Here is a 20,624-nt window from a genome sequence, read left to right as displayed (position 1 = left end):
GCACGACCGCCCATATCCGCACTACAGGTTAGGAATGTCGCAATGAACTCGGTGTCAATCCACGCTCGTCCTCGTCGGTCCGCCGCCTGGTCGGCAGCCGCACTCCTCCCCCTGGCGGCCGCGTTGGCCCTCGTCACGTCGGGTGCCGCGGAGGCAAGCGAACGAACGGCGCCCACCCCGGCCGGCACGTTGACCGTGACGCTGGCGAACGATGTCGTCGAACCGGTTCCGGGTCTCACACAGATGCCGACCTCGAGGGAGGGCCTCGTCTCGATCTCGGCCGTCGCCACCGCAACGGGTGCCGGTTCCCAGGACATCACAAGCGGCAACCTCGACGTCGGCTACCAGGTCGGCTGCGCGGTCGATGTGTCCGGTGGCGTGCAGCTCGCGATCGAGATGCTGGCCGGCCCGGCGATCACGTTCCTTCCCACGCCCGGATTGGGCATGAACTTCGGTGTCGGACCATCGATCCTGATCAACCCCAAGCTCGGTACCTCTCAGGACGTTCCACTCGGCAAGCAGGTGTCGTACGGGCCGGAGTCCGGCGTGTCGCTCGATGCGGCACGCGTGAAGATCGACGGATGCCTCGGTGACGTCACGATTCGGCCGTACGCCGTCTACACCGTGACCACTGATCGGGGAAGCCACTCGGTCGCGACGTACGGGACCTCGCGCATCCTGTGACCAACACTGACCAGCACTGATCAGCTCCGGCCGGCTCCAGCCGGCGCTGCTCGCCCGCATCGGACAGTGCGGGCGAGCAGCGTTGGCTGCAACCATTGGCACCGAGGAGCTGCGACCGCGGATCGAAGCTGTTACACGCGCAGCTCGAGAGTCACGATCGCTTCCGCGACGGTGCGCACGGTGGCATTGTGCGAGCGGGCGTGACTCCGGATGAGCTGGTAGGCGGCATCGACGCCGATACCGTTGGCGTTCGAGATGATCCCCTTGGCCTGCTCCACGACGACGCGGCTCGTCAGCGCCCGTTCGAGTTGTCCGGACAGCTGCTCGAAGTGACGTACCGCCGACCTCTGGGCCAGGTAGACGGACGCCATGTCGGCCAGCACGCCGACCATGGAGATCTCGTCCTCGAGCCAACACCGCGGCCGATCCGAAATCAGGACGAGCACACCGAGTGCGCGCCCGTCGTGTACGAGCGGGAACAGCGCCAACGCCGCCACACCCGATCGTCGAGCCTCCGCGACGAACAGCGGCCAAGACTCCCGGTGATCATCGACTGCCGCGATGTGCAGAACTCTCCCGCGGGCGATGGCATCTACACCCGGACCGTCCGACACCAACTGAGTCAGACGGTCGAGGGGAACGCCCCTGCTGGTCGCCGAAGTCGGCAGCCCGTCGAGATCGGCCACGACTCCGCCGCCGGCGAGGGCGAGCAGATCCGAAACCAGATCGACCAGACCCGCCAGCACACGGTCGGTTTCGGATGACGCCGCCTGCAGCTTCGTGAATCTCTCCACGACGGCCACAAAACAACCTTGATCAAACAATCGACAGCCCCCCTGTTCGAGAATAAGACACCCCGACATTGGAAGATCCGACAGCCCCCCACACGCAGGAGTGGCGCTCACACACATTCCAGCCGATTCGTAATAGCCTCGAGATACAGATCCGAACGAGCTGTTTCCTGCCCCCGCCTCAACAGCCTCTCCCCCGTCCCGATGACGCGCCGTCCACCGAGAACGAGGAAGCCCTGCAGGGTAAAGCCTATCGGGTTCAGCATGGATCCCGGAACCGATTCGGAGCGCATATTTGAAGCATCAAGGACCGGACACTCACACCGAGAAGTCCGCGAATACTGTAACAGTTGTTCACATTCACCTGGAGCGACGAAGGCTTGGCTGACCAAATTTGATCTTGTTTATCCAACCTTGATCCGGAAGACATAATTGACGGCTCGGCAACTTTCGTCGCCGCAGGCTTCGAAAATTCTGGCAACTAATGATCGACTGGCAAAACAGATCGACACCCGCGTTCGATCACGAATTGCTTTCGACGATCATATCGACAATTCCGGCACCGAGGGGCACCGGCGCACACGCGGCCGCAGGAAGCGTCGGGTCGAGGCTCTGCAGAACGAGACCGAGCGCGAATGGGTCGTAGACCATATTGAAGTGCCCGCCCCGGTTCTCCGGACACAGGTCCTGGACCGACAGATTCACCGCCCCCGGGTCGCGAAGGGCGATATTCGTGTGGGGCTGGATCATCTCGTCGTAGCGCGACCCGATGGTCGTGTACTCCACGCCCGGCACGGTGTCGCCGCCGGCGTTGAGCGCGGCCAGGAACGACGATCCCTGCATCTGTTGGCTGATCGCCTCGGAGGTGAGAAACTCGGCGATCCGGTCGGGGTACGGCAGCATTCGCAACAGCGGCACGAGTCCGAACATGATGCCGCCGTAGGTGGGGGAAGCCACCCCTACCCAACGATTGACCGCGGCGGCGCCGTCGAGGCGATTGACGAAGTACCGTGCCACAGTGGCGCCCTGCGAGTAGCCGACCAGATCGACCTCCACCGCTCCGGTGGCCTCGCGGACCTGCTCCACGAACTCCCCCACCTCACGCGCGCTGCGGGCGATGTCGGCACGGGCGTACTTCCCCGGTTTGCCGTCCGAACCGTAGTTGAGGCTGAACACGCAGAATCCTCGTTCGACGAGCATCGGCGACAAGGCCGCCCAGTCGGAGTACGAGTCCGAGTCGCTGCCGTGGACGAGGACCACCGGATTGGGGTGATCGCTTCCCGGACGGCAGCGAAAATCGTTCGCGCCCAGTGGAGCCGAGCCCGGATGTTCCTCCGCGTACCGCAGCGCCTCCGCGTGCCGGGTCTGGATCGGCCCCGGATCCACCGGCACCACGAAGGTGGGCGCCGAACCGTCGACGTCCGGCGCCGGGGCCGCCTGGGCCCCCGAGACCGTGACGACCGCGGCCGTCACCGCCGCCGCGCCGGTGGCGAGCACTCTCCCGAAAAGTTTCACCGCACACCTCACTTCGCCCGAACGACCGGTCGTGCCACTGCAGCGTGTCTAGCAAGATCACGCCCACTCCGCACGGCGGGCAGGCGCACCGACGGATAACGGTCTCGCCACGAATCTCCGCGCGAACGGCCCCGGGCACCGGACGATCACGGTCGCGCAATGGCGCACGAATCCACTTCCACATGGTGGAATTGGGGTCCATCGCCGACCGAACGGGGCCCGGATGACCATCGTGGACAACGCCGTCTACGTCGACGGCGCGCGGGTGGACAGCCCGACGTCACTGGACAACACCTACCGCACGATGCGCCGATTGGACGGGATGGCGTGGATCGGACTGTATCGCCCCGACGCCGCCGAAGTGGAGTCGCTGGCACGCGAGTTCGACCTGCACCATCTGGCCGTGGAGGACACGATCGCGGCGCACCAGCGCCCCAAACTCGAGCGCTACGACAAGACCTTGTTCGTCGTGCTCCGCCCCGCCCGGTACCTCGACGACGTCGAGAAGGTCGAGTTCGGCGAGGTGCACGTCTTCGTCGGACCCGACTTCGTCGTGACCATCCGACACGCCGAGGCCCCCGATCTCGCCCAGGTGCGCCGACGGCTCGAGGCGACGCCCGAACTGCTGTGCCTGGGCCCCGAGGCGATCCTGTACGCGATCCTCGACCAGGTCGTCGACGAGTACCTGCCGGTCGCGGCGGGACTCGAGAACGACATCGACGAGATCGAGAACCAGGTGTTCACCGGCGATCCGGCCGTCGCACGGCGCATCTACGACCTGTCCGGCGAGGTGATCGACTTCCAGCGCGCGACGCACCCACTGGTGTCGATGCTCGAGGCTCTCGAACGCGGTTCCGACAAGTACCACGTCGATGTCGAACTCCGGCGACACCTGCGTGACGTCCTCGACCACACGATCCGGGTGATCGAGCGCGCCGACTCGTCGCGCTCGCACCTGCAGACCGCGCTCACCGTCCACGCGACACTCGTCGCCCAGAAACAGAACGAGGAGATGCAACGGCTGACCATGACCAGCCTCGCCCAGAACGAGGAGGTCAAGAAGATCTCAGCTTGGGCCGCAATCCTCTTCGCACCGACGCTGGTGGGCACCGTGTACGGCATGAACTTCGAGGACATCCCGGAGCTGAGTTGGCAGTTCGGGTATCCGATGGCGGTCCTGCTGATGGTCGCGACATCGGTGACGCTGTTCTTCGTGTTCAAGCGTCAACACTGGCTCTGACCCGCCTTCCGGTGAGCGAGATCACAGCTCGCCCCGGTGATGCTGAGCGACATAGGGTCCCGTCATGATCAAGGCCGTCGCACTGCTCGCCCGCAAACCCGGACTGTCGCACGCCGATTTCGTCGCGTACTACGAGGACAACCACTCGAAACTGATCCGACGCCTGCTGCCGCAGATCCGTGAGTACCGCCGCAACTACCTCGACCGCGACTCCGGGATCGGTGCGGACGGCGCCGCCGACCCGGACTTCGACGTGATCAGCGAGTTCGTATTCGACGACCGGGTCGCCTACGACGCCATGCTCGCCACACACGCCCGACCCGACGTCGCGGCGGCGATCGAGGCGGACGAGGCGAACTTCCTCGACCGCTCGCGCACCCGGATGTACGTCGTGGACGTGCGCGAGAGCTACAGCTAGGGCAGGTCGACGCCCACGGGACCGGGCCGGGGCCGCAGCGTCAGCAGCGCCAGGCCCGCCGCCATGATCATCAGCACCGTGCCGATGCCCGAGGTGAAGCCGACGCCGGTGTCGAACGCGTGGCCGGCGGACTCGAGCAGCGCGGCGCCCTGTTCCGCCGGAAGGCCGGCCGCGACCTGATGGGCGCCGCCGAGGGTCTCGCGCGCGGTCTCCGCAGCGTCTGCGTCGACGCCCTCCGGAACGACGAGATTCGAACGGTAGGAGGCGCTCAGGATGGTGCCCAGGATGGCCGTGCCGAGGACCGCGCCGAGCTCGTAGGCGGTCTCCGATACCGCGGACGCGGCGCCGGCCTTCGTCGCGGGCACGCTCGAGACGATCAGGTCGTTGGAGATCGTCTCCGCCGCGCCGATACCGGCGCCGAGGAGCGCGAACGCGACGAGGATCGGCGCGACCGAACTCGGTGACGCGAAGGCGAACACGGCGGCGTAACCGAGGGCCGACACCAGCAGCGCGACCACCACGACGGTCACCGGCTTCACTCGGCGGACGAGCGGGACCGCTGCCAGTCCCGAGACCACCATGACCGCCAAGCCCGGAAGCAGGCTGATGCCGGCCTGCATCGGGCTCTGGCCGATCACGAGCTGCAGGTGCTGCGAGACGAAGAACAGGAAGCCGACGAGCGAGAACACACTGAGCAGGTTCACCACCACCGCACCCGAGAAGGTGGGGACCGTGAACAATCGCACGTCCAGCATCGGATCGGGCCGCCGCAGCTGACGCCGGATGAACAGCGTCGTGGCGGCGACGCCGACGATCGCGGGCACCAGGGTGTACGCGAGCGAGCCGTCCTTGGCGATGTTCTTGATCGCGTACACGATCGGCGCCAGCGCGAGCAGCGACAGCGCGATGCTGACCGGATCGATCCGGCCCGGGTTCGGGTCCTTGGATTCGGGCACGAAGATCGGCGCCAGGATCAGTAGCGGGACAAGCACCGCGATCGCGAGCAGGAACACCGAGCCCCACCAGTAGTGCTCGAGCAGGAACCCGCCCACGATCGGACCGAGAGCAGCACCGGCGGCGAAGCACGCCGCCCACACGGCGATGGCGAGTCGGCGCTGCGTGGCGTCGATGAAGATGTTGCGCAGCAGCGACAGCGTCGAGGGCATCAGCATCGCGCCGAAGAACCCGAGCGCGGCCCGCGCCGCGATCAGTGTCTGCGGGTCGGGGGCATAGGCGGCAAACGTGGACACCGCGGCGAAGCCGGTGGCACCGATGAGTAGCAGCCGGCGACGGCCGAACCGGTCGCCCAGGCTGCCCATCGACACGAGTAGGCCGGCGAGGACCAGCGGGTAGATGTCGATGATCCACAGCTGCTGCGCGCCGGAGGGGCCCAGCGTCTCCGTGATCGACGGCAATGCGAAGGCCAGCACCGTGTTGTCGACGGAGACCAGCAGCACCGGGAGCATGAGAACCGCGAGCGCGATCCATTCCCGCGGGCCGGCCAGGGCGGCGGGCTGGGCTCGTTCGATGCGAGTGTCGGTCGACATGAAAGCTTCCTGATCGTAGGGTGAGCAACGCCCGTTACTGTACCAGCCGGACGGTGCAGTAACGAGCGGCTATCGTTCGTCTCATGCCACCGCCACCCGCCGCCCGCGCCAAGCTGTTGGACGCGTTCATCCAGATCCTGATCGAGCAGGGGGAACGCGCAGCGACGCTCGAAGCCGTCGCCGCGGCCGCGGGCGTGTCCAAGGGCGGTCTGCTCTACCATTTCGCGTCGAAGGACGCCCTGGTGGCAGGGTTGGCCGAGCACCTCGAGGGATTGGGTGCGGCCGACGTGGAGGCCATGCGCACCGCGCCGGAGGGCCCGGCCGCCTACTACGTACGGACCTCGAACTATGAGGACACGGTTCTCGACCGGGCCATCGTCGCGACGATCTGTCTGAGTCAGGGTGCCAATACCCGCGCCCAGGACGCCCTGCTTCGAATCCGCGACTGCTGGATGGACGCGATGGCGGAGGAGATCCCTGACCGCGCGATCGCGCAGGCGGTGATGTTGATAGGCGACGGCCTGTACTACAACGCCGCGATGTCCGGCACACCGAGCATCGTCACCGACGACGAGATGAACGAACTACTCACCATCGTGCGACGCATCATCGGTGACGCCCGTGCCGGCGCGGAGGGCCGCACCTAGCCGATCCGAAGCGGATCCACCTGGACGCGCACCGGCCCGGCGGACCTGCGGGCGCTGCGGACGGCCTGCGCCTCGGCCAGGCCTCTCGCGAGCTCCCGCCCCGCACTGCGGGGCACGCGAACGAGCATGCGCTCCACGTCCTCCGGCTCGGGCTCGTCACTCGAGAACGGCAGCCGCTGGCCCGGCGGTAGCGGCACCGGGCCGAGCACCTCGGCCGAGTCGGGCAGCGAAGCGAGTTCCAGAAGCTCGGCGACCGACGCCGCCGTACCGTCGACCGCCGCCATGTGCGCCGCCGGCGGAAAACCCACCTCGGCACGCTCCGCGAGCTGAGCCTGCGCGTGCCACAACGGGTCCCACCGAACCAGCGCCTGGACGGTCGGAATCCCGGAGTCGGCGACCACCACCACCTCGCCGCCGTCCTGATGCGAACGCACCAGCGCCGACGCGGTCATCCACCGCCGCAACGTCTCCTCCGCGGCCCGCAGGTCGGCGCGGCCGAGCAGAGCCCAGCCGTCGAGCAGCAGCGCCGCGCCGTAACCACCGGGCATCACCGGTTCGGCGCCCACGGTCGAGACAACCAGTTTGGGGCCCGGCGCGATCTCGGCCTTGACGTCGGCACCCCCCGAAGTGTGCACGGCGACACCCGGAAACGCGCGTCCGAGCTCCTCGGCGGTCCGTCCCGCTCCCACCACCACGGCCCGCATCGCCCGCGCCCCACACGCGTGGCACCGGTGGTTGGCGTCAGCGACACCGCACCAGCGACAGGTCGGGGTACCGGCACCGTCCGGTCCGGTGGCCGCCGGTAGCGACAGCGGGCCGTTGCAGCGGCGACAGCGCGCGGGTGCACGACACTTCGCACACGCCAGCGACGGAACGTACCCGCGGCGTGGAACCTGAACCAGCACACCGGCACCCGCGGCGATCGCCTGTCGCGCCGCCGCGAACGCGATCGCCGGCAGGCGGGCCGCCCGCGCGCCCGGATCGCGGGCCAGGGCGTGGTCGCTGTCGGCGAGGGCCGTCACCTTGGGTGACCGCGCGCGCACCACGTCACGCGGGGCGACCAGGTCGTGCGCCCAACCCGAATCCACGAGGGCCTGGCCCTCCGCGGTGCGCGAATGTCCCGCGAGCACCAGCGCGCAACCGGTGCCGTGCGCCCGCAGCAGCGCAACCTCTCGCGCGTGCGGGTACGGCGAGCGCGGCTCGGACAGGTTGTCGTCGCCGTCGTCCCACACGATCATCAGGCCGAGGTCCGGCGTCGGAGCGAACACCGACGCGCGGGTACCGACGACCACCCGGGCGGTTCCCCGCAATGCGGCCAGCCACCGCCGATACCGGGCGGACGGACCGAGACCGGCCGCGAGACCGACCACGTCGTCCTTCCCGATCACCGACTCGCACGCGGCGAGCACCCGGTCCAGGTCGCGCTGATCGGGCACCACCAGCACCACACCCCGCCCCGACGCCGCGACGACACCGGCGAGTTCGGCGATCCGGGTGGCCCAGTCCTCCCCCGGCAGGGCCTGCCACACCGCGCGTGGGCCGCGCCCCGATTCGAGGGCCTCGACGAAATTGAGACCGTGCACGTACGCGGACCACGCGTCACGGTCGACCTTCGGCGCCTCGGGGACGGGCCGCTCGGCGGCCTCCTCGGACTCGACCTTCGCGTGCCGCGGCGGCACGGCCAGGCGCAGGACGTCCGCACGGGTCCCCGCGTACCGCTGCGCCACCGCGTCGACCAGGCCCCGCACCTCGGGGGTGAGGACGCGCTCGGCGGACACCACCTTGTCGAGCCAGCCGAGCTTGCCGGTGTGGTCACTGGAATCGGCCCGTTCGAGCAGGAAACCGTCGACGAGCCGCCCGGCGAACCGCACCCGCACGCGCACCCCGGGTCGGGCCTGCTCGTCGAGGTCGGCGGGAACGAGGTAGTCGAACTCCCGATCGAGATGGGCGAGAGGAAGCAGCGGCAGCACTCGCGCCACGGGCGCGTGTGCTGCCGCTGTCTTGTCGGTGCCGCTCAGCGAGCTGACTTGTCGTCGACGGTCAGAGACCGGCCGCCGCGCGCAGCTTCTCGGCGCGGTCGGTGCGCTCCCACGGCAGATCGATGTCGGTACGGCCGAAGTGGCCGTACGCCGCGGTGCCCGCATAGATCGGGCGCAGCAGGTCCAGGTCGCGGATGATCGCGCCGGGGCGCAGGTCGAAGACCTCGCTGATCGCGGTCTGGATCTTCTCCGGGTCGGTCTTCTCGGTGCCGAACGTCTCGACGAACAGACCCACCGGGGCCGCCTTGCCGATCGCGTACGCGACCTGGACCTCGATGCGGTCCGCGAGGCCCGCCGCGACGGCGTTCTTGGCGACCCAACGCATCGCGTACGCCGCGGAACGGTCCACCTTCGACGGATCCTTGCCGGAGAACGCGCCACCACCGTGCCGGGCCATGCCGCCGTACGTGTCGACGATGATCTTGCGACCGGTCAGGCCGGCGTCGCCCATCGGGCCGCCGAGCACGAACTTGCCGGTCGGGTTGACGAGCAGGCGCACGTCCGAAGTGTCCAGCTCGATGTCCAGCTCGGACAGCACGTGGCCGAGGACCTTCTCGCGCAGATCCGGCGTGAGCAGATTGTCGAGGTCGATGTCGGCCGCGTGCTGCGTCGAGATGACGACGGTGTCGAGGCGGACCGGGCGGTCACCGTCGTACTCGATGGTGACCTGGGTCTTGCCGTCCGGACGCAGGTACGGCAGCACGCCGGTCTTGCGGACCTCGGTGAGGCGACGCGACAGACGGTGCGCGAGCGCGATCGGCAGCGGCATCAGCTCGGGGGTGTCGGTGCAGGCGTACCCGAACATCAGGCCCTGGTCACCGGCGCCCTGACGGTCGATCTCGTCGTCGGTGGCACCACCGACACGCGCCTCGTGCGAGTGATCGACGCCCTGCGCGATCTCGGGCGACTGCGCGCCGATCGCGATGTTGACGCCGCACGAGTTGCCGTCGAAGCCCTTGGCGGACGAGTCGTAGCCGATCTCGAGCACCTTGTCGCGAACGATCTTCGGGATGTCGACGTAGGCGGAGGTGGTCACCTCGCCGGCGACGTGCACCTGCCCGGTCGTCACCAGGGTCTCGACCGCGACGCGGCTGCGCGGATCCTTCTCGAGCATCGCGTCGAGGATGGAGTCACTGATCGCATCACAGATCTTGTCCGGATGACCTTCGGTCACGGACTCACTGGTGAATAGCCGCTTGCCGGACGTGCTCACAGATCTCCCTCTCGACGTTCTGTCCAGGGTCCGTGTCCCTCGAATCCGACGACGCGAATTCGGTTGGCCCCGATACGACACCTGAGCTGATTTTCGTTTCTACTTCTATTCAATACCGCGCTCGACCCTAGTGCCAGAAAGCGGGTCCCGGCGGCGATCGCCACCGGAGTGTGTTACTCGGGAACGAGCAGCGCTGCGAGTGCATCGAGCACCCGACTGGCCATCAGTGACTTCGACCCGGGCTCGATCGCGGACTCGGTACCGTCGGCGCCGAGCAGCCAACCGTCGTTGTGGTCGACCTCGAAGGCCTTACCCTCACCGACAGCGTTGACGACGAGAAGATCACAACCCTTGCGTGTCAACTTCGTTCGCGCATGATCGAGAACACTGCCCGACGCGTCACCGGTCTCGGCCGCGAAACCGACGATCGCGGTCGCGGTATCGACGGTTCCGTCCCGTCGAGCCTGCACGAGACCCGCGAGAATGTCCTCGTTTCGGATCAGCGGAATCGAATCGGGTTCGTCGGCGCCCTTCTTGATCTTGCTGGTGGCGACGGTGGCCGGCCGGAAGTCCGCCACCGCGGCCGACATGATCACGGCATCCGCATCGACGGCGTGCTTCATGACCGCCTCGCGCATCTGCTCCGCGGTCCGCACATGGACGACGTCGACGGCAGCGGGATCCGCGAGTTCGGCCGTGGCACCCGCCACGAGCGTCACCTCGGCGCCACGCTGGGCTGCGAGGCGCGCGAGCGCGTACCCCTGCTTACCGGAACTACGGTTCCCGAGGAACCGCACCGGGTCGAGGGGTTCGCGGGTACCACCGGCCGAGATCACGACCCGTCGCCCCTCGAGATCCCGGGGCAACGCGGCCGGTCGCTCGAGCAGGAGCGACGCGAGCGCGACGATCTCCTCGGGATCAGGCATCCGGCCCGCGCCGGTGTCCTTGCCGGTGAGCCGACCGGACGCCGGTTCGATCACGGTGTTGCCCCGCTCGCGCAGGGTCGCGACGTTACTCACCGTCGCGGGGTGCTCCCACATCTCGGTGTGCATCGCCGGAGCGAACACGACCGGACAACGCGCGGTCAGCAGCGTCGCGGTCAACAGATCGTCGGCACGACCGGCGACGGCCCGGGCCATGAGGTCCGCGGTGGCCGGCGCGATGACGACCAGGTCGGCCTCCTGGCCCAGACGCACATGCGGCACCTCGGGCACGTCGGCGAACACGCCGGTGTGCACGGGGTTGCCGGACAGCGCCTCGAAGGTGGCCCGACCGACGAACTGCAGCGCAGACTCGGTAGGAATCACCCGGACGTGGTGACCGCTCTCGGTGAAGCTGCGCACGATCGCACAACTCTTGTAGGCGGCGATCCCGCCGCCGACACCGACGACGATCCGCTTGGGGCCCTCGGATGCCGTGCCGGGTTCGCGCTCAGGCACGGACGTTGCTCCGCTCACTCGCCTTCGGTGTGCTCGAGCAGGTCGGCGTGGATCTCGCGCAGCGCGATGGACAGCGGCTTCTCCTGCAGACCCGGCTCGACGAGCGGGCCGACGTACTCGAGGATGCCGTCACCGAGCTGGTTGTAGTAGTCGTTGATCTGCCGGGCGCGCTTGGCCGAGTAGATGACCAGCGCGTACTTGGACGACGTGCGCTCGAGGAGCTCGTCGATCGGCGGGTTGGTGATGCCGAGCGGGGTGTCGTAGGCAGGCAGGGCACGACCTGCGGTGTCGGACACTACTGCTTCGGTGCTGCTCACTCGGTTCTCCTGAACTTGACTGGAAACTGTCAAATTGAATGTCGGAATTAGGGGCAACGGCACTTGGTCAGGACCGGAAAGGACCTAGACCTGTCGTCCAGCCAACAAGGATACCAACTCATCGCAGGCCTGGCTGACGTCCTCGTTCACGATGACCGTGTCGAACTCGTCCTGGGCCGCCAATTCGACCTTCGCAGTCTGCAGGCGGCGCTCGACGACGTCGGCCGGTTCGGTACCGCGACCGGTCAACCGCGAGACCAGAACGTCCCAGCTCGGCGGTGCCATGAACGCCAGGATCGCTTCCGGCATCGACGCCCGCACGGAGCGGGCACCCACCAGATCAACCTCGAGCAGCACCGGCTTGCCGTCCACGAGCGCCTGGCGCACCGGCTCGGCCGGAGTACCGGAGCGCTGCAGGCCACCGTGGATCTCGGCCCATTCGAGCAGGTCACCGGCGGTGATCATGCGGTCGAACTCTTCCCGCGAGATGAAGTGGTAGTCCTGTCCGTCCACTTCGCCCGGCCGCGGGTCCCGGGTGGTCACCGAGACGCTGAAGACGATCTCGGGCATACGTTCACGCAGCAACCGGACAACGCTGGACTTACCCACGGCCGAGGGGCCGGCCAGTACTACCAGCCGGCCCCTCCGCACTGCGCTGCCATCCTCGGTCGAGGCCGAGGTGACGTTGCTGCCTGACACTCGTTGTGCGTCAGCAATCACTTGTCGCGCTCAGGCCTCGAAATCGAACCTGGCGAGCAGAGCCTTGCGCTGCCGATCGCCGAGGCCACGAAGGCGACGGGTCGGAGCGATCTCGAGCTCGGTCATGATCTCCTGCGCCTTGACCTTGCCAACCTTGGGCAGGGCCTCGAGCAGAGCCGACACCTTCATCTTGCCGAGGATCTCGTCCTCTTCGGCATCCTTCAGGACCTGCTTCAGGTCGGTGCCGCCGCGCTTGAGGCGCTCCTTGAGCTCAGCCCGGGCCTTACGGGCGGCAGCCGCCTTCTCCAAAGCAGCAGCGCGCTGCTCGTCGGTCAACTGGGGAAGGGCCACGGTTCCTCCGTCTCGTCGTGTGCAAATGGTCTACAACCACTGGATAACCAGCGGCGATAGCGACCGTACTCACGCCGGGCGCCGATTGCTAACCCACCCCCCGACGTCAGCGCCCGATTCGGGTGGGTTATGTGTTCATTCGACGGTGCGTTCGAAGGGACCGCGTCCGAGCACCCACATCCGCCGACCGCCGGGCGCCGACACCCCGAAGTCTCCCTGTTTTCGCAGGTCGACGGACATTTATCCCGATCGGAAGCGCCGCCGGACCGGCCCCGCGACGTGGCATGTCCCACAGTTCGTCCGGTGGGAGGCGCCAGGTCGGAAAAATTTGGAAAAGATTACGAAAACTTCCGTGCGTCAGCGCGTGTCGTGCAATCGCCGGGTGGCCCGAACCGGCCGTCACGACGACGAAGGCCGGGTTCGGGCCGAGCCCGAACCCGGCCTTGCCGGAGATTGCACGACGCGCGCCGGCGCCTAGTCCTGCAGGAACGCGAACGCGTCGACGGAACGCGCCACAGCCTCCTGGATCGCCGACACCGACGGCCCCGCCCGCAGCACCTCGCGCGACACGCTCGGCACCACGGCACGCAGGCTGTCGCCCGCCAGCCGCCGGACGTCGTCGGCGGTGCCGCCCTGATGGCCCACACCGGGCATCAGGATCGGCCCGTGCAGGCCGCTCAGGTCAGGGGCCTGCGTGAGCGTGGCGCCCACGACGACACCGACCGAGCCCAGGACGTCCGCGCCGGCATTGCGGGCGGCGGCTTCGTCGACCATCACCTGACTGACCTTGCGGCCGTCCACGGCGGTCGAGAGCTGCACCTGCGCGCCCTCCGGATTGGACGTCGCCGCCAGCACGAACAGTCCACCGTCGTTGCGCTCGGCGAGCTCGAGCACGGGATCGAGCGACCCGAAGCCCAGGTACGGCGACACCGTCACTGCGTCGGACGCGAGCGGCGAGCCCTCCCCCAGCCACGCCTGGGCGTACGCGCTCATCGTGGAGCCGATGTCGCCACGCTTGGCGTCGGCCAGGACGAGCGTGCCGGCCTCCCGCAGGACCGTGATGGTGCGTTCGAGGACCGCGAAGCCACCGGAGCCGTACGCCTCGAAGAACGCGACCTGAGGCTTGACGAGGGCAACCCGGCCGACGAACGCCTCGACGCAGATCTCACTGAACTGCTCGAGGCCCTCGACGGTCTGCTGCAGGCCCCAGGCCTGCAGCAGCTCGGGGTGCGGGTCCACGCCGACGCACAGCGGGCCGTGATGGCCCAGTGCCGCGTGGACCCGCGCCCCGAAGGACGTGCCCGACGTCTGCTCCGACGTCACTGCTGCGAGTCCCGCAGACGCGAGTGCAGCTCCTGCAGCGACTGGACGCCGATGTCGCCGCGGATGGCGGCCTCGATGCCCTGCACGGCTGCGGACGCACCCTGCACGGTGGTGATGCACGGGATGTTCTTCGACACCGCGGCGCTGCGGATCTCGTAGCCGTCGACGCGCGGGCCGGAGTTGCCGTACGGGGTGTTGATCACCATGTCGACGTCGCCGGCCTTGATCTGCTCGACGATGGTCTGCGCACCCTCGGGCAGGTCCTCGCCGGACTGCTTGTGGACCTGCTCGCACGTGATGCCGTTGCGGCGCAGGACGTCGGCGGTGCCCTCGGTCGCGAGGATCCGGAAGCCGAGGTCGGCGAGACGCTTGACCGGGAAGATCAGCGAACGCTTGTCCTTGTTGGCGACCGAGACGAACACCGAGCCGCTGGTGGGCAGCGAGCCGTACGCGGCGGTCTGGCTCTTGGCGAACGCGGTACCGAAGTCCGCGTCGATGCCCATGACCTCGCCGGTGGACTTCATCTCGGGGCTCAGCAGCGTGTCGACGCCGGTGCCGTCGGCGCGACGGAACCGGTTGAACGGCAGCACCGCTTCCTTGACGGCGACCGGTGCGTCCATCGAGACCGTTCCACCGTCGCCCTCGGCGGGCAGCAGTCCCTGGGTGCGCAGTTCGGCGATCGACTCGCCGAGCATCACCCGGGCACACGCCTTCGCCAGCTGCACCGCGGTGGCCTTGGAGACGAACGGCACGGTCCGCGACGCGCGCGGGTTGGCCTCGAGGACGTACAGGATGTCGTCCTTGAGCGCGTACTGCACGTTGAGCAGGCCCTTGACGCCGATGCCCTTCGCGAGCGCCTCGGTGGAACGACGGACGTTCTCCAGGTCGGCGCGGCCGAGGGTGATCGGGGGCAGCGCGCACGCCGAGTCACCGGAGTGGATACCGGCCTCCTCGATGTGCTCCATGACGCCGCCGAGGTACACCTCGGTGCCGTCGCACAGGGCGTCGACGTCGATCTCCACCGCGTCCTCCAGGAAGCGGTCGACCAGCACCGGCCGGTCGTCGGAGATCTCGGTGGCGCGGGAGATGTAGCTCTCGAGCGCCTTCTCGTCGTACACGATCTCCATGCCGCGGCCGCCGAGGACGTACGACGGACGCACCAGCACCGGGTAGCCGATGCCGGACGCGATGTCGCGCGCACCCTCGAACGTGGTGGCGGTGCCGAACTTCGGAGCCGGCAGGCCGGCCTCGGTCAGCACGCGACCGAACTCGCCGCGGTCCTCCGCCAGGTCGATGGCCTCGGGGCTGGTACCCACGATCGGCACACCGGCCTCCTTGAGGCGCTTCGCCAGGCCCAGCGGGGTCTGGCCGCCGAGCTGGACGATGACGCCCGCGACGGTGCCGGACTCCGACTCGGCGCGGTAGACCTCGAGCACGTCCTCGAACGTGAGCGGCTCGAAGTACAGGCGGTCGGCGGTGTCGTAGTCCGTCGAGACGGTCTCCGGGTTGCAGTTGACCATGACGGTCTCGTAGCCGGCCTCGGACAGCGTCTGCGCGGCGTGCACACACGAGTAGTCGAACTCGATGCCCTGACCGATGCGGTTCGGGCCCGAGCCCAGGATCAGCACCTTGGGACGCTCGGTCTGCGGCGCGACCTCGGTCTCCGCCTCGGGATCGAGCTCGTACGTCGAGTAGTGGTACGGCGTCTTGGCCTCGAACTCGGCGGCGCAGGTGTCGACGGTCTTGTAGACCGGGCGCACCTTCAGCTCGTCGCGCAGCGCGCGGACCGCGTCCTCCGCGGCCTGGCCCTCACCGAACTCGGGGCGCAGTGCCGCGATCTGCCGATCCGACAGGCCGTGGTACTTGGCCTGACGCAGCAGCCGCTCGTCGAACTTCTCCGCAGCGCGGATCTGCTCGCCCAGCTCGTGGATCTGCTGCATCTGATCCAGGAACCACGGGTCGATCGCGGTCGCGTCGAACAGCTGCTCGATCGTGGCGCCCAGCGCGAACGCCTTCTCGATGCCGTACATGCGGCCGTCGTGCGGAACCTTCAGCTCCTCGAGCAGCGACTCCAAGTCCGTCGCCTCCACCTCGGGGCCCGTCCAGTAGCCGGCGCGCTTGGTCTCGAGCGAGCGCATGACCTTGCCGAACGCCTCGGTGAAGTTGCGGCCGATGGACATGGCCTCACCGACGGACTTCATCGTGGTGGTCAGCGTGCCGTCGGCGCCCGGGAACTTCTCGAACGCGAACCGCGGCGCCTTGACGACGACGTAGTCGAGGGTCGGCTCGAAGCAGGCCGGGGTCTCGCCGGTGATGTCGTTGACGATCTCGTCGAGCGTGTAGCCGATGGCCAGCTTCGCGGCCATCTTCGCGATCGGGTAGCCGGTCGCCTTCGACGCCAGCGCCGACGAGCGGGACACGCGCGGGTTCATCTCGATGACGACGAGGCGACCGTCGGTCGGATCCATCGCGAACTGGATGTTGCAGCCGCCGGTGTCGACGCCGACCTCGCGCAGGATGTCGATCGAGAGGTCGCGCATCTTCTGGTACTCGCGGTCGGTGAGCGTCATGGCCGGGGCCACCGTCACCGAGTCGCCGGTGTGGACACCGACCGGGTCGACGTTCTCGATGGAGCAGATGATCACGACGTTGTCGCGACCGTCACGCATCAGCTCGAGCTCGTACTCCTTCCAACCGAGGATGGACTCCTCGATCAGGACGTTCGCGGTGGGCGACGCGGCCAGGCCGCCTCCGGCGATGCGCTCGAGATCCGCCTCGTCGTACGCCATGCCGGAGCCCAGGCCGCCCATCGTGAACGACGGCCGCACGACGACGGGGTAACCGAGCTCGGCGACCGTGGCCTTGACCTCGTCCATCGTGTAGCAGACACGCGAGCGCGCGGACTCGCCGCCGACCTTCTCGACGATGTCCTTGAACTTCTGGCGATCCTCGCCGCGCTGGATGGCGTCGAAGTCGGCACCGATCAGCTCGACGTCGTACTTCTCCAGGATGCCCTGGTCGTGCAGCGCCACGGCGGTGTTGAGCGCGGTCTGGCCACCGAGCGTCGCCAGCACGGCGTCGATCTTGTGGCCCTTCTCCGCCTCCCGGGCGATGACCTTCTCGACGAACTCGGCCGTGATCGGCTCGACGTACGTGGAGTCGGCGAACTCGGGGTCGGTCATGATCGTGGCCGGGTTGGAGTTCACCAGGGAGACGCGCAGGCCCTCCTCGCGGAGAACCCGGCAGGCCTGGGTGCCCGAGTAGTCGAACTCGCAGGCCTGTCCGATGACGATCGGCCCGGAGCCGATCACCAGGATGTGCTCGAGATCTGTACGACGTGGCATTACTTCTTGACTCCCTCGAGCAGGTTGGCGAAACGGTCGAACAGGTACGCGGCGTCGTGCGGGCCGGCCGCGGCCTCGGGGTGGTACTGCACGGAGAACGCGGAATCGTCGAGCAGGCGGACGCCCTCGACGGCGCCGTCATTGGCGCATGTGTGGCTCACGACCGCGCGGCCGAACGGGGTGTCGAACTCCTGGCCTGCTTCACCCTCGAGCGCGAAGCCGTGGTTCTGCGCGGTGATCGCGATGCGTCCGGTCTCGTGCTCGACGACCGGGATGTTGATGCCGCGGTGGCCGAACTTCATCTTGTAGGTGTTCAGTCCCAGCGCGCGGCCCAGGATCTGGTTGCCGAAGCAGATGCCGAACAGCGGCAGCCCCTGGCCCAGGATCTCCTTGGTGAGGTGCACGGCACCGTCCGCGGTGGCCGGGTCGCCCGGGCCGTTGGACAGGAAGACGCCGTCGGCCTTGATGTCCAGGATGTCGTGCAGCGTCGCGGTGGACGGCAGCACGTGCACGCGCATGCCGCGCTCGGCGAACATGCGCGGCGTGTTGGTCTTGATGCCGAGGTCGATGGCCGCGACGGTGTAGCGGGCCTCGCCGCCGGCCGGCTCGACGATGTAGCCGTTCGGGGTCGACACCTCGCCGGCCAGGTCGGCTCCGAGCATCGTCGGCTGGCTCTTCACCCGATCCAGCAGGACATCCACGTCGGCGAGCGCGTCGCCCGAGAAGACGCCGGCGCGCATCGAACCGCGGGTGCGCAGGTGCCGAACCAGGGCGCGGGTGTCGATGCCGGCGATGCCGACGACGCCCTGGCGCTCGAGCTCGTCCTGCAGCGACCCGGTCGCCCGCCAGCTGGAGGTGCGGCGCGAGGGGTCGCGCACGACGTAGCCCGCGACCCAGATCTTCGACTCCGACGACTTACCGGTGGGGCCGACGGACTCGTTGTCCTCGTCGTTCCAGCCGGTGTTGCCGATCTGCGGTGCCGTCGACACCACGATCTGACGGTGGTAGCTGGGATCGGTAAGGGTCTCCTGATAGCCCGTCATGCCGGTGCTGAAGACCGCCTCGCCGAGGGTCTGCCCCACGGCACCGAACGTCGTTCCCCGGAAGACACGGCCGTCCTCGAGAACCAGGACCGCCGTATTGCTGTCAAAGCCGCTCATGCGTCTTCTCCGTTCTGCTCGACCTCACCAGAGCCCGCCGCATTCGCTGTGTCATCACTGTCTGTGTCGCGCACCCACTCGGGGTACACCGTCTTGTCGTCTCCGCGGAATCCCGTGTCGATCTCGGTGCCGGTGGGCAACTCCCACCGGATCACCAGGACTCCGTCCTTCGTCATCACTTTTCCGGCAAGGCCGCGCTCGGTGCGGATCGCCCGGATCGATCCCTCGGGAATCCAGATCGCCGACGCGCCGTCCCGCTCGAGCAGGATGCCGCCCGTCCAGCGGCTGAGCGCACCGGTCGCACGGAAGCCGATGTCGCCGACCGCGATGCGGTCCTGCCAGCTCGGGGCGATCGTGCTGCCCACGTACAGGCCGGTGCTCGGGGCGATCAACTGCTTGCCGAGGTCCGCGGGAACCTGCGGCAGCTCACCGATCCGGTCGGCCTGGCGCCTGGCCCGACCCTTCCAGCCGCGGTACATCAGGAAGATCGCCAGCGCCCAGACCGCGATGCAGCCGACCACCCACAGAATGCGCTCCATCAGTACACCTCTCCCAGTGGCCGGACCTTGCCGTCACGTGCGGTGACGCGGCCGCGCAGCACCGTGGCCGTCACCCTCGCGGGCAGCGTCATCGACTCGTACGGCGTGTTGTTCGCGACGCTGGCCAACTCCGGGCCGTGCACCGTCCACTCGGTGTCGGGGTCGACGAGCACCAGATTGGCCGGCTCGCCCACCTCGATCGGGCGACCCTGGTCGTCGAGTCCGACGATCTCGGCGGGCCGCTCGCTCATCACGCGGGCCACGCCGCGCCAGTCCAGCAGGCCCGGACGGACCATCGTGTCCACGACGATCGACAGTGCCGTCTCGAGCCCGAGCATGCCGGGGCGGGCCTGCGAGAACTCGCAGCACTTGTCCTGTTCGGCGTGCGGCGCGTGATCGGTGGCCACGCAGTCGATGATCCCCTCGGCCAGCCCACGGCGCAGCGCCGCGACATCGGACGCCTCGCGCAGCGGCGGGTTGACCTTGTTGACCGCGTCGTACGTCTCGAGGCGCGAGTCGTCGAGCAGAAGGTGGTGCGGGGTGACCTCGGCGGTGATGGAGATGCCTTGACCGCGCGCCCACTTCACGAGCTCGACGGAGCCGGCGGTCGACGCGTGGCAGATGTGCACGCGAGCGCCGGCGTCACGGGCCAGGAGCGCGTCGCGGGCGACGATCGACTCCTCGGCTGCGCGCGGCCAACCGGTCAGTCCGAGTCGGGCCGCGGTGGGGCCCTCGTGTGCGACTGCACCCTCGGTCAGGCGCGGCTCTTCCGAGTGCTGCGCAATCAGGACGCCGAGCGACGCGGAGTACTCCAGCGCGCGGCGCATGATCAGCGGGTCCGCGACGCAGTGGCCGTCGTCGGAGAACAGCTTCACCCGGCCGACACCGCCCGCCATCGTCGCCATCTCGGCGAGCTGCTTGCCTTCGAGGCCGACCGTGACCGCACCGACCGGGTGCACGTCGACGAGCCCGACCTCCTGGCCGCGTCGCCACACGTGGTCGGTGATGACGGCGGAGTCGGCCACCGGGCTGGTGTTCGCCATCGCGAACACCGCGGTGTAACCGCCGAGGGCCGCCGCCGCCGAACCGGAGTCGATGGTCTCGGTGTCCTCGCGGCCCGGTTCACGCAGGTGCGTGTGCATGTCGACGAAGCCGGGCAGCAGGATCTGCCCCTGCCCGTCGATCACCTCGGTGTCGTCGCCGGCATTCAGTCCGGCACCGATTTCGAGGATCTGGCCGTCGCCCAGCAGCAGGTCGGTCGGATCGCCCTCGCCGTACACCAGAACGTTCTTGATCAACACGTTCCCGCTCGCGGACATCTGCGGCGCCACCTTCTCGTTTCTCGTCTTGTCGTTACT

The 20,624-nt window shown here is 68.3% G+C and carries 18 protein-coding genes; 4 read left to right on the top strand and 14 right to left on the bottom strand.

All coding sequences use genetic code 11. The annotated features are described in order from the left end of the window. The first annotated feature begins 42 nt into the window (after positions 1–42). A complete protein-coding gene (locus AB4Z09_RS05665; protein ID WP_174909948.1) occupies positions 43–684 on the top strand; it encodes an MspA family porin in 642 nt (213 codons plus the stop codon). Positions 685–815: 131 nt separating this feature from the next. Here the strand turns inward: AB4Z09_RS05665 and AB4Z09_RS05660 are convergent, their stop codons facing one another. Beyond that, the gene (locus AB4Z09_RS05660) at positions 816–1,478 is read right to left on the bottom strand and encodes an ANTAR domain-containing protein (protein WP_174909946.1); all 663 of its coding nucleotides are present in this window, start codon (positions 1,476–1,478) and stop codon (positions 816–818) included. Between the two features lie 519 nt (positions 1,479–1,997). Continuing rightward, the gene (locus AB4Z09_RS05655) at positions 1,998–2,972 is read right to left on the bottom strand and encodes an esterase/lipase family protein (protein ID WP_174914663.1); all 975 of its coding nucleotides are present in this window, start codon (positions 2,970–2,972) and stop codon (positions 1,998–2,000) included. A 241-nt stretch (positions 2,973–3,213) separates the two neighbouring features. Between AB4Z09_RS05655 and AB4Z09_RS05650 the strand changes: the two genes are divergently transcribed. Continuing rightward, positions 3,214–4,230: a magnesium and cobalt transport protein CorA gene (locus AB4Z09_RS05650; protein ID WP_174909944.1), complete on the top strand. Its 1,017-nt coding sequence runs from the start codon at positions 3,214–3,216 to the stop codon at positions 4,228–4,230. Positions 4,231–4,294: 64 nt separating this feature from the next. Further along, positions 4,295–4,648: an EthD domain-containing protein gene (locus AB4Z09_RS05645; RefSeq protein ID WP_442239329.1), complete on the top strand. Its 354-nt coding sequence runs from the start codon at positions 4,295–4,297 to the stop codon at positions 4,646–4,648. Here the strand turns inward: AB4Z09_RS05645 and AB4Z09_RS05640 are convergent. Continuing rightward, positions 4,645–6,195, bottom strand: a complete 1,551-nt coding sequence (locus tag AB4Z09_RS05640; protein ID WP_174909942.1) for an MFS transporter — start codon at positions 6,193–6,195, stop codon at positions 4,645–4,647. The two genes, AB4Z09_RS05645 and AB4Z09_RS05640, sit on opposite strands and share 4 nt — an antisense overlap. A gap of 83 nt (positions 6,196–6,278) precedes the next feature. On the opposite strand from AB4Z09_RS05640, the gene AB4Z09_RS05635 reads away from it, so the two are divergent. Further along, complete coding sequence (locus AB4Z09_RS05635) at positions 6,279–6,842, top strand: TetR/AcrR family transcriptional regulator (protein WP_174909940.1); 564 nt, start codon at positions 6,279–6,281, stop codon at positions 6,840–6,842. Here AB4Z09_RS05635 and AB4Z09_RS05630 read toward each other — a convergent pair. The 11 genes from AB4Z09_RS05630 to AB4Z09_RS05580 form a co-directional block, all read right to left on the bottom strand. Then, positions 6,839–8,860 (bottom strand): primosomal protein N', encoded by a 2,022-nt coding sequence (locus AB4Z09_RS05630; protein ID WP_442239340.1) that lies wholly within the window; start codon positions 8,858–8,860, stop codon positions 6,839–6,841. The genes AB4Z09_RS05635 and AB4Z09_RS05630 overlap by 4 nt on opposite strands. 22 nt (positions 8,861–8,882) lie before the next feature. Then, the gene (metK, locus tag AB4Z09_RS05625; protein WP_114722680.1) at positions 8,883–10,094 is read right to left on the bottom strand and encodes a methionine adenosyltransferase; all 1,212 of its coding nucleotides are present in this window, start codon (positions 10,092–10,094) and stop codon (positions 8,883–8,885) included. Between the two features lie 173 nt (positions 10,095–10,267). Next, a complete protein-coding gene (gene coaBC, locus AB4Z09_RS05620; protein ID WP_429516383.1) occupies positions 10,268–11,551 on the bottom strand; it encodes a bifunctional phosphopantothenoylcysteine decarboxylase/phosphopantothenate--cysteine ligase CoaBC in 1,284 nt (427 codons plus the stop codon). After that, positions 11,548–11,829: a DNA-directed RNA polymerase subunit omega gene (gene rpoZ / locus AB4Z09_RS05615; RefSeq protein WP_114722678.1), complete on the bottom strand. Its 282-nt coding sequence runs from the start codon at positions 11,827–11,829 to the stop codon at positions 11,548–11,550. Before rpoZ ends, coaBC begins: the two co-directional genes overlap by 4 nt. A gap of 105 nt (positions 11,830–11,934) precedes the next feature. Beyond that, entirely contained in the window at positions 11,935–12,501 is a 567-nt protein-coding gene (gene gmk, locus AB4Z09_RS05610; RefSeq protein ID WP_442239328.1) for a guanylate kinase, read from the bottom strand. Positions 12,502–12,579: 78 nt separating this feature from the next. Continuing rightward, positions 12,580–12,900: an integration host factor, actinobacterial type gene (mihF, locus tag AB4Z09_RS05605; protein WP_007535578.1), complete on the bottom strand. Its 321-nt coding sequence runs from the start codon at positions 12,898–12,900 to the stop codon at positions 12,580–12,582. Between the two features lie 474 nt (positions 12,901–13,374). Continuing rightward, positions 13,375–14,223 carry an orotidine-5'-phosphate decarboxylase gene (gene pyrF / locus AB4Z09_RS05600; RefSeq protein WP_442239327.1) on the bottom strand — a complete coding sequence of 283 codons (849 nt, stop codon included), beginning with the start codon at positions 14,221–14,223 and terminating at the stop codon, positions 13,375–13,377. Next, positions 14,220–17,567 carry a carbamoyl-phosphate synthase large subunit gene (carB, locus tag AB4Z09_RS05595; protein WP_442239326.1) on the bottom strand — a complete coding sequence of 1,116 codons (3,348 nt, stop codon included), beginning with the start codon at positions 17,565–17,567 and terminating at the stop codon, positions 14,220–14,222. The genes pyrF and carB overlap by 4 nt, the downstream gene beginning before the upstream one ends. Then, on the bottom strand, positions 17,567–18,727 hold the full coding sequence (gene carA, locus AB4Z09_RS05590; protein WP_174909931.1) for a glutamine-hydrolyzing carbamoyl-phosphate synthase small subunit: 1,161 nt from the start codon (positions 18,725–18,727) through the stop codon (positions 17,567–17,569). Before carA ends, carB begins: the two co-directional genes overlap by 1 nt. Continuing rightward, positions 18,724–19,266, bottom strand: a complete 543-nt coding sequence (locus tag AB4Z09_RS05585) for a PH-like domain-containing protein (protein ID WP_114722673.1) — start codon at positions 19,264–19,266, stop codon at positions 18,724–18,726. Before AB4Z09_RS05585 ends, carA begins: the two co-directional genes overlap by 4 nt. Continuing rightward, positions 19,266–20,585 (bottom strand): dihydroorotase, encoded by a 1,320-nt coding sequence (locus tag AB4Z09_RS05580; RefSeq protein ID WP_442239339.1) that lies wholly within the window; start codon positions 20,583–20,585, stop codon positions 19,266–19,268. The genes AB4Z09_RS05585 and AB4Z09_RS05580 overlap by 1 nt, the downstream gene beginning before the upstream one ends. Between the last annotated feature and the right edge of the window lie 39 nt (positions 20,586–20,624).

It is taken from the genome of Rhodococcus sp. TAF43, assembly GCF_052113525.1.
Classification (GTDB): domain Bacteria; phylum Actinomycetota; class Actinomycetes; order Mycobacteriales; family Mycobacteriaceae; genus Prescottella.
Note: the sequence above shows the minus strand (reverse complement) of the source record. Positions and strands in the feature narration are given on the sequence as shown.

Bases quoted from the DNA above. Each gene is read 5' to 3' on its own strand.
- AB4Z09_RS05665 (WP_174909948.1), top strand. From the start codon at position 43: ATGAACTCGGTGTCAATCCACGCTCGTCCTCGTCGGTCCGCCGCCTGG.
- AB4Z09_RS05650 (WP_174909944.1), top strand. From the start codon at position 3,214: ATGACCATCGTGGACAACGCCGTCTACGTCGACGGCGCGCGGGTGGAC.
- AB4Z09_RS05645 (WP_442239329.1), top strand. From the start codon at position 4,295: ATGATCAAGGCCGTCGCACTGCTCGCCCGCAAACCCGGACTGTCGCAC.
- AB4Z09_RS05640 (WP_174909942.1), bottom strand. From the start codon at position 6,195: ATGTCGACCGACACTCGCATCGAACGAGCCCAGCCCGCCGCCCTGGCC.
- AB4Z09_RS05635 (WP_174909940.1), top strand. From the start codon at position 6,279: ATGCCACCGCCACCCGCCGCCCGCGCCAAGCTGTTGGACGCGTTCATC.
- carB (WP_442239326.1), bottom strand. From the start codon at position 17,567: ATGCCACGTCGTACAGATCTCGAGCACATCCTGGTGATCGGCTCCGGG.
- carA (WP_174909931.1), bottom strand. From the start codon at position 18,727: ATGAGCGGCTTTGACAGCAATACGGCGGTCCTGGTTCTCGAGGACGGC.
- AB4Z09_RS05585 (WP_114722673.1), bottom strand. From the start codon at position 19,266: ATGGAGCGCATTCTGTGGGTGGTCGGCTGCATCGCGGTCTGGGCGCTG.
- AB4Z09_RS05580 (WP_442239339.1), bottom strand. From the start codon at position 20,585: ATGTCCGCGAGCGGGAACGTGTTGATCAAGAACGTTCTGGTGTACGGC.